Raw genomic sequence first — 1,061 nt, 5'->3', positions numbered from 1 at the left:
CCGGATCGAGCAGGAACTGATGCTGCGAGCCTCGACCGATTTCGACACTTTGGATGCCTATAAGAGCTTCGTTGCCGGCGTCGTGGCCGGTCATAATCGCCGGCATCACGATGCGATCGAGATCGAGCGCGGCCATTTGAAGCCGTTGCCTGCGGCAACACCTGTCACCTGGGACGAAGCCAGCGTCCGGGTGACGAGTTCGTCGGGCTTCTCATTCCGGCACGCCTTCTACACCGTGCCCTCCCGATTGATCGGACATCGTCTGCATCTGCGTGTCCATGACGACCGGATCGAGGCTTTCCTTGCCGGGGTGCCGGTCCTCACCCTGCCTCGCGGCCGCGCCCCGTCCAAAGGTGCCAAGAGGACGACGGCGCACGTCGTCGACTATCGTCACGTGATCGGCTCGCTTCGCGCCAAGCCCGGCGCCCTGGCCAATCTCACCTATCGCGATGCGCTGTGGCCGCGACCAGCCTATCAGCGTGCGTTCGATGCGTTGATGGCTGCCCAACCCGTGAAAGAGGCCTCCCGCACGATGGTCGCGCTCCTGGCCCTTTCCCACGACAGCGGCAGGGAAGCCGGGATCGCCGAAGCGCTCGATGCCGTCCTCGATCAGGGCAATCTGCCGGACATCACAGCGTTCCGGGACCGCTTCATGCCCAAACCAGGGCCGATCCCGGCAGTGCATATCGAGATGCCGAACGCCAGCATCTACGATCCGCTGCTCACTCGGCGACCCGCGGACATGGAGGTAACGGCATGAACATCACGACCGACACCGCCCGCCTGCCGCTCTTGCTCACCACGCTGCGGCTTCCAACCGTCGCAAATCTATGGCCGACGATCAGCCAAACGGCCGATGAGGAAGGGTGGCCGGCGGCAAAGACCCTGGCGACGTTGTTCGAGCACGAAGTTGCCGAGCGGGTCCGCCGCCGCATTGGACGCCATCTTAACGAAGCACGCTTGCCTAGTGGAAAGACGCTCGACACCTTCGACTTCAACGCCGTGCCGATGGTCAGCCGGGCCAGGATTGCCGCGCTCGCCGAAGGTGACGCCTGGCTTGG

The 1,061-nt window shown here is 64.2% G+C and carries 2 protein-coding genes; both read left to right on the top strand.

Annotated elements, in window-relative coordinates:
* Positions 1-760: Mu transposase domain-containing protein (locus VSX60_RS22345; RefSeq protein ID WP_442873143.1), on the top strand; the 760-nt coding region annotated here is incomplete at its 5' end.
* The coding region (locus VSX60_RS22340; protein WP_327626433.1) for an ATP-binding protein at positions 757-1,061 on the top strand (305 nt) is incomplete at its 3' end. The genes VSX60_RS22345 and VSX60_RS22340, both read left to right, overlap by 4 nt.

This window comes from Aurantimonas sp. A3-2-R12 (assembly GCF_036016755.1).
GTDB classification, from domain to species: Bacteria; Pseudomonadota; Alphaproteobacteria; order Rhizobiales; family Rhizobiaceae; genus Aurantimonas; species Aurantimonas coralicida_A.
The sequence above is the reverse complement of the archived record's forward strand: the minus strand, read 5'-3'. Positions and strand labels throughout refer to the sequence as shown.